4 protein-coding genes are annotated in these 5,018 nt (G+C 72.0%); 3 read left to right on the plus strand and 1 reads right to left on the minus strand.

What is annotated here, in order from left to right; all coding sequences use genetic code 11:
- Window positions 1-334 precede the first annotated feature (334 nt).
- Window positions 335-1,201: a class I SAM-dependent methyltransferase gene (locus tag ACIBEI_RS49475; RefSeq protein ID WP_398898108.1), complete on the plus strand. Its 867-nt coding sequence runs from the start codon at window positions 335-337 to the stop codon at window positions 1,199-1,201.
- Between the two features lie 165 nt (window positions 1,202-1,366).
- Here the strand turns inward: ACIBEI_RS49475 and ACIBEI_RS49480 are convergent, their stop codons facing one another.
- Window positions 1,367-1,570 carry a cold-shock protein gene (locus ACIBEI_RS49480; protein ID WP_033319512.1) on the minus strand — a complete coding sequence of 68 codons (204 nt, stop codon included), beginning with the start codon at window positions 1,568-1,570 and terminating at the stop codon, window positions 1,367-1,369.
- A 355-nt stretch (window positions 1,571-1,925) separates the two neighbouring features.
- Here ACIBEI_RS49480 and ACIBEI_RS49485 point away from each other — a divergent pair, with 355 nt between their 5' ends.
- Together ACIBEI_RS49485 and ACIBEI_RS49490 are read left to right on the plus strand one after the other, a co-directional pair.
- Window positions 1,926-2,807, plus strand: coding sequence for a menaquinone biosynthetic enzyme MqnA/MqnD family protein (locus ACIBEI_RS49485; RefSeq protein WP_398898110.1), 882 nt, complete (start codon window positions 1,926-1,928; stop codon window positions 2,805-2,807).
- 151 nt (window positions 2,808-2,958) lie between these two features.
- The gene (locus ACIBEI_RS49490; protein WP_398898112.1) at window positions 2,959-4,830 is read left to right on the plus strand and encodes a protein kinase; all 1,872 of its coding nucleotides are present in this window, start codon (window positions 2,959-2,961) and stop codon (window positions 4,828-4,830) included.
- The last annotated feature ends 188 nt before the right edge of the window (window positions 4,831-5,018 follow it).

The raw sequence follows: 5,018 nt of genomic DNA on the forward strand, positions 1-5,018 counted from the left end.
CCGTCCGCAGTCGCCCGCTGCCTTTCCTCGCCCCCGCCGCCCCTCCCCGTCCCGTCCCTGGGGGCTGCCGCCCCCAGCCCCCCGCATCGCGCTGCCGCGCTCGTCCTCAAACGCCGGACGGGCTGGGTGGGTGGGGGCTTGCGGGGTGTGTTGTTGGGTGCGGGTTCGTTGTGGCTGATCGCGCAGTTCCCCGCGCCCCTAAAGACCTCTAGGGGCGCGGGGAACTGCGCAATCTTTTGGGGGTTCGGGGGCGGAGCCCCTGAGTAATGACGGGAATGGGTAGGGGCGGCGGGGGCGAGAAAACCCGGCCCAGGGTGTCACTACCCTGGGCCGCATGCCGCAGGACCCCTCGGTGGCGGTCTTCTACGACCGGCTCGCCCCGGACTACCACCTGATCTTCCCGGACTGGGACGCCTCGATGGCCCGCCAGGGCCGGGCCCTGGACGCGCTCATCCGCACCCACCGGGCAGCCCCGCACGCCCCCGAGGCCCTCGACATCCTCGACTGCTCCTGCGGAATCGGCACCCAGGCCATCCCCCTGCCCCGCCACGGCCACCGGGTCACCGCCACGGACATCAGCCCCGCGGCGGTCGCCCGCGCGGCACGGGAGGCTGTCGCGAGAGGGGCCCGACTGTCCACGGCGGTGGCGGACATGAGGAGCCTCCCGTTCGCCGACGCGCGCTTCGACGTCGTCGTGTGCGCCGACAACTCCCTTCCCCACCTGCTCACGGAGGACGACGTCCACCGGGCCCTCACGGAGATGCGCCGCGTCCTGCGCCCCACCGGTCTGCTCGTCCTCAGCACCCGCCCGTACGACGAGATCCGCCGCGACCGCCCGACCTCGACTCCGCCCCAGCTCGGCCCGGCCGCACCCCACGCCCGAACCGTCACGTTCCAGCTCTGGCACTGGCACGACGACGGCGAGCGCTACGACTTGGAGCACTTCCAGCTCGTACCGGAGGAACCACCGGAGGAAGCACCGAAGGGATCGCCGACGGGCCTGCCGGAGCGCGAGAACTGGGACGTTCGTGTGCGGCGCACCACCTACTGGGCCCTCACCCGGCGGCAGCTGACCGGCTTCGCGACCGCCGCCGGCTTCACGGAACCCACCTGGCACACCCCCGAGGAGACGGGCTTCTTCCAGCCCGTCCTCACGGCCGGCACCACAGAGAGCGGCGCCCCCAAGCACCCCTCACCCTGAGAACTGCTTCCGCTTCGCTTTCAGCAACAACTCTCGCAGCGGTCGCCGCGCTGGACGTGTCAAAGGCAGGAGCCCCGACACCTGGCGGTGTAGGGGCTCCTTGGGTACTTCTCTCGGTTCCGGATCAGAGTATTGGGCTCATGGAGCCAAGACTCGGCCGAAGGATCAGACGGGGGTGACGTTCTCCGCCTGCGGGCCCTTCGGACCCTGGGTCACGTCGAAGGTAACCGCCTGGTTCTCTTCGAGAGAGCGGAATCCGCTCGCGTTGATCGCGGAGTAGTGGACGAAGACGTCCGGGCCGCCGCCTTCCTGGGCGATGAAACCAAAGCCCTTTTCAGCGTTGAACCACTTCACGGTTCCGGTAGCCATAAGCCCTCCTTGGGCCCAAAGGGTTGCCCTGCTCCAGAACCTGCAAGGTGTAAACAAAAGCTTGTAAACAACTGCATTCGTCTGAAAACGACGAGAGCCCGCGGTCACATGCTCCGCAGGCTCTGTACTGCAAGGGAAACCAAACTGCAACTTGCGACGAGCCTACCCACGAGGGCAGCCGAAAGCAATAGAGGGCAAGATCACGTCACCCGGAAGTTTGGCGGGGTCGCCCGATGGGTTGACGTAGCGGTGTCACTTGGCGTCACAGGGGTTGACAGGGGCGGGGTAGATCCTTCCGGAACCCGCTCGGGACCCTGAAGGCTGCACCGTACCCCATGGGCGCTAGCCTCGCGATGTGGACAATTCTCCCGAGTCTCCCGAGGGGCGTCCCGACGCCCGCCCGTCCAGGCCGCGCGTCGGCCACATTCAGTTCCTGAACTGCCTGCCCCTCTACTGGGGGCTCGCGAGAACGGGCACGCTGCTCGACTTCGAGCTCACCAAGGACACCCCGGAGAAGCTCAGCGAGCGGCTGGTGCGGGGCGAGCTGGACATCGGCCCGATCACCCTCGTCGAGTTCCTCCGGCACGCCGACGAACTGGTCGCCTTCCCCGACATCGCGGTCGGCTGCGACGGTCCGGTGATGTCCTGCGTACTGGTCTCCCAGGTCCCGCTGGACCAGCTGGACGGCGCCCGCGTCGCCCTCGGCTCGACCTCCCGTACGTCCGTACGTCTCGCGCAGCTCCTGCTGGCGGAGCGGTACGGCGTCACGCCGTCCTACTACACGTGCCCGCCCGACCTCAGCCTGATGATGCAGGAGGCCGACGCGGCGGTCCTGATCGGCGACGCCGCCCTGCGCGCCAACCTCCTCGACGGCCCGCGCTACGGCCTCCAGGTGCACGACCTGGGCGCGCTGTGGAAGGAGTGGACGGGTCTGCCGTTCGTCTTCGCGGTCTGGGCCGCCCGGCGCGACTACCTGGAGCGCGAGCCCGCCCTCACGCGCCAGGTCCACGAGGCATTCCTCTCCTCCCGGGACCTCTCCCTGGAGGAGGTCGGCAAGGTCGCCGAGCAGGCGGCCCGCTGGGAGGCCTTCGACGAGAGCGTCCTGGAGCGCTACTTCACGACCCTCGACTTCCGCTTCGGGGGGCCGCAGCTGGAAGCGGTCACCGAGTTCGCGCGGCGGGTGGGGCCGACGACCGGGTTCGCGGCGGACGTGAAGGTGGATCTGCTGCGGCCGTAGCAGCCGTAGTGGATCTGTTGCAGCCGTAGGGAAGGTCACCGGCTCACGGCACGGCATTACCCTGCTGGACAGGGGCGGCACGGCGGAACGGTGCGGCACCTACGGGGACGGGGTGGACGGGGCAATGGAACACGGGGGAGGTGCGGGCACCATGCAACCGCTCGGAGTCGATGAACCCACCGTCGTGGGGCCCTACCGGCTGCTGGGCCGGCTCGGCTCGGGCGGGATGGGCCGTGTCTATCTGGGCCGCAGCGCGGGCGGCCGTACCGTCGCGGTCAAGATCGTGCACCCGCACTTCGCGCTCGACGAGGAGTTCCGGGCCCGTTTCCGCCGGGAGGTGGAGGCGGCGCGGCGGGTGGGCGGCGCGTACACGGCACCCGTGCTGGACGCCGGCCCCGACGCGCCCGTCCCGTGGGTGGCGACGGCCTACGCGGCCGGCCCCTCCCTCTCCGCGGCGGTCGCGGACGCGGGACCGCTCCCGGACCATTCCGTACGGGTCCTCGGCGCCGGACTCGCCGAGGCGCTGTCGGCGGTGCACGGCCTGGACCTCGTCCACCGTGACGTCAAGCCGTCGAACGTCCTGCTGACCCTCGACGGCCCCCTCCTCATCGACTTCGGCATCGCCCGCGCGACGGACGGCACGGCCTCCCTGACCTCGACCGGCGTCTCCGTCGGCTCGCCCGGCTACATGTCGCCCGAGCAGATCCTCGGCAAGGGCGTCACGGGTGCGGCGGACGTCTTCTCGCTGGGTGCGGTCCTTGCGTACGCGGCGACGGGCTCGTCCCCCTTTCCCGGTGACTCCTCGGCCGCGCTCCTCTACAAGGTGGTCCATGAGGAGCCCGAACTGGGCGCGCTGTCGGGCGACTTGAGGGACGTGGTGGCCGACTGCCTCTCGAGGGACCCGGCCGCACGCCCCACCCCGGCCGCCCTCGCCTCCCGCCTCGCCGCGGAGGGCGCGGCGCGACTGGTGACGGCCGGATGGCTGCCGGGACCGCTGGTGGAACAGGTCAGCCGCAGCGCGGTCCAGCTCCTGAACCTGGAGGCGGCGGACGTGACGCCGTCGGGGGTGGTGGGCTTCAGCAGCCCTTCGGTGGGCGACTCCACCAACGGATCGGCGCCGGCGGAAGGTCCCCGAGCGGAGCCGGCGGATGGGCCCCGAGCGGCGGGGGCGGACGAGCCCCGGGCGGCGGTGGCGGATGGGTCCCGGGCGACACCGCCCCCGGCCCCTACCTCGGCCGACTCCGCACCTCCCGCAGGCGTGTTCGGCCCCCCGGACCCGTCGTACGCGCCCTACGCACCCCATACGCCGCCGCACGCACCGCACGCACCGCAGGGGCAGCTGTCCGGCCCCCCGACCCACGTCCCGGAACCACGCGACGCGGCGGCTGGCCCGGACACCTCCCCGGGGAAGGTGTCCGTCAGCGTGGCCGCGACCTCCGTACCGACCGCCAACGGGCGGGGCCGCAAGCTGAGTTGCACGGTGGCGCTCGCGGTGGCGGGAGCGCTGGCGGCGGTGGTGATCGGCGGGGCGTTCGTGGGCGACCTGCTGCCGGGCGGGGACAACGACAGCGACAGCGGCAGTGACGCGGGCGGCCCGGCCAACTCCCAGCCCGCGGCCACCCCGGGCGCGCCCACACCGAGCGCCTCCGGCACGGCCGGCGGCGACCTCTCCGCCGTCCCCAGCTCCTACCTCGGCACCTGGGAGGGCGACGGCTTCGCCCTCGACGGCAAGCTCCCCATGGGCACGTTCCGCGTCACCGTCCGTCAGGCCGAGCCGGGCGACCAGCTCGGCACCTTCCGTCAGACCGACCTCATCGGCGGCACCTGCGACACCGACCTCATCCTCAAAAAGGTCACCCCCAAGCAACTCATCGCCACCAGCATCTCCAAGCCGTCCACCACGTCCGAGTGCACGACCGGACGTCACGAGGTCCGTCTGGTCCCGGTAGGCGAGGACCTCCGGTACGAGACGGACAACGCGGACGCGGGGGATCCGGTGGCCCGGATGTCGAAGGTCGAGTGAGCCGCTGAGCTGCTGAGCCCCTGAGCCGCATGATCGGCGGTGACGGCGGTGTCGGCGTGAGCGTCGGATCGGGCGGGGGGGGGGGGGGGGGGGGCCCCGCCCCCCCCCCCCCCCCCCCCCCCCCCCCCGCGCGCGCCGCCCCCCCCCCCCCCCCCCCCCCCCCCCCCCCCCCCCCCCCCCCCCCCCCC

It is taken from the genome of Streptomyces sp. NPDC050988 (assembly GCF_044456225.1).
Taxonomy (GTDB): Bacteria; Actinomycetota; Actinomycetes; order Streptomycetales; family Streptomycetaceae; genus Streptomyces.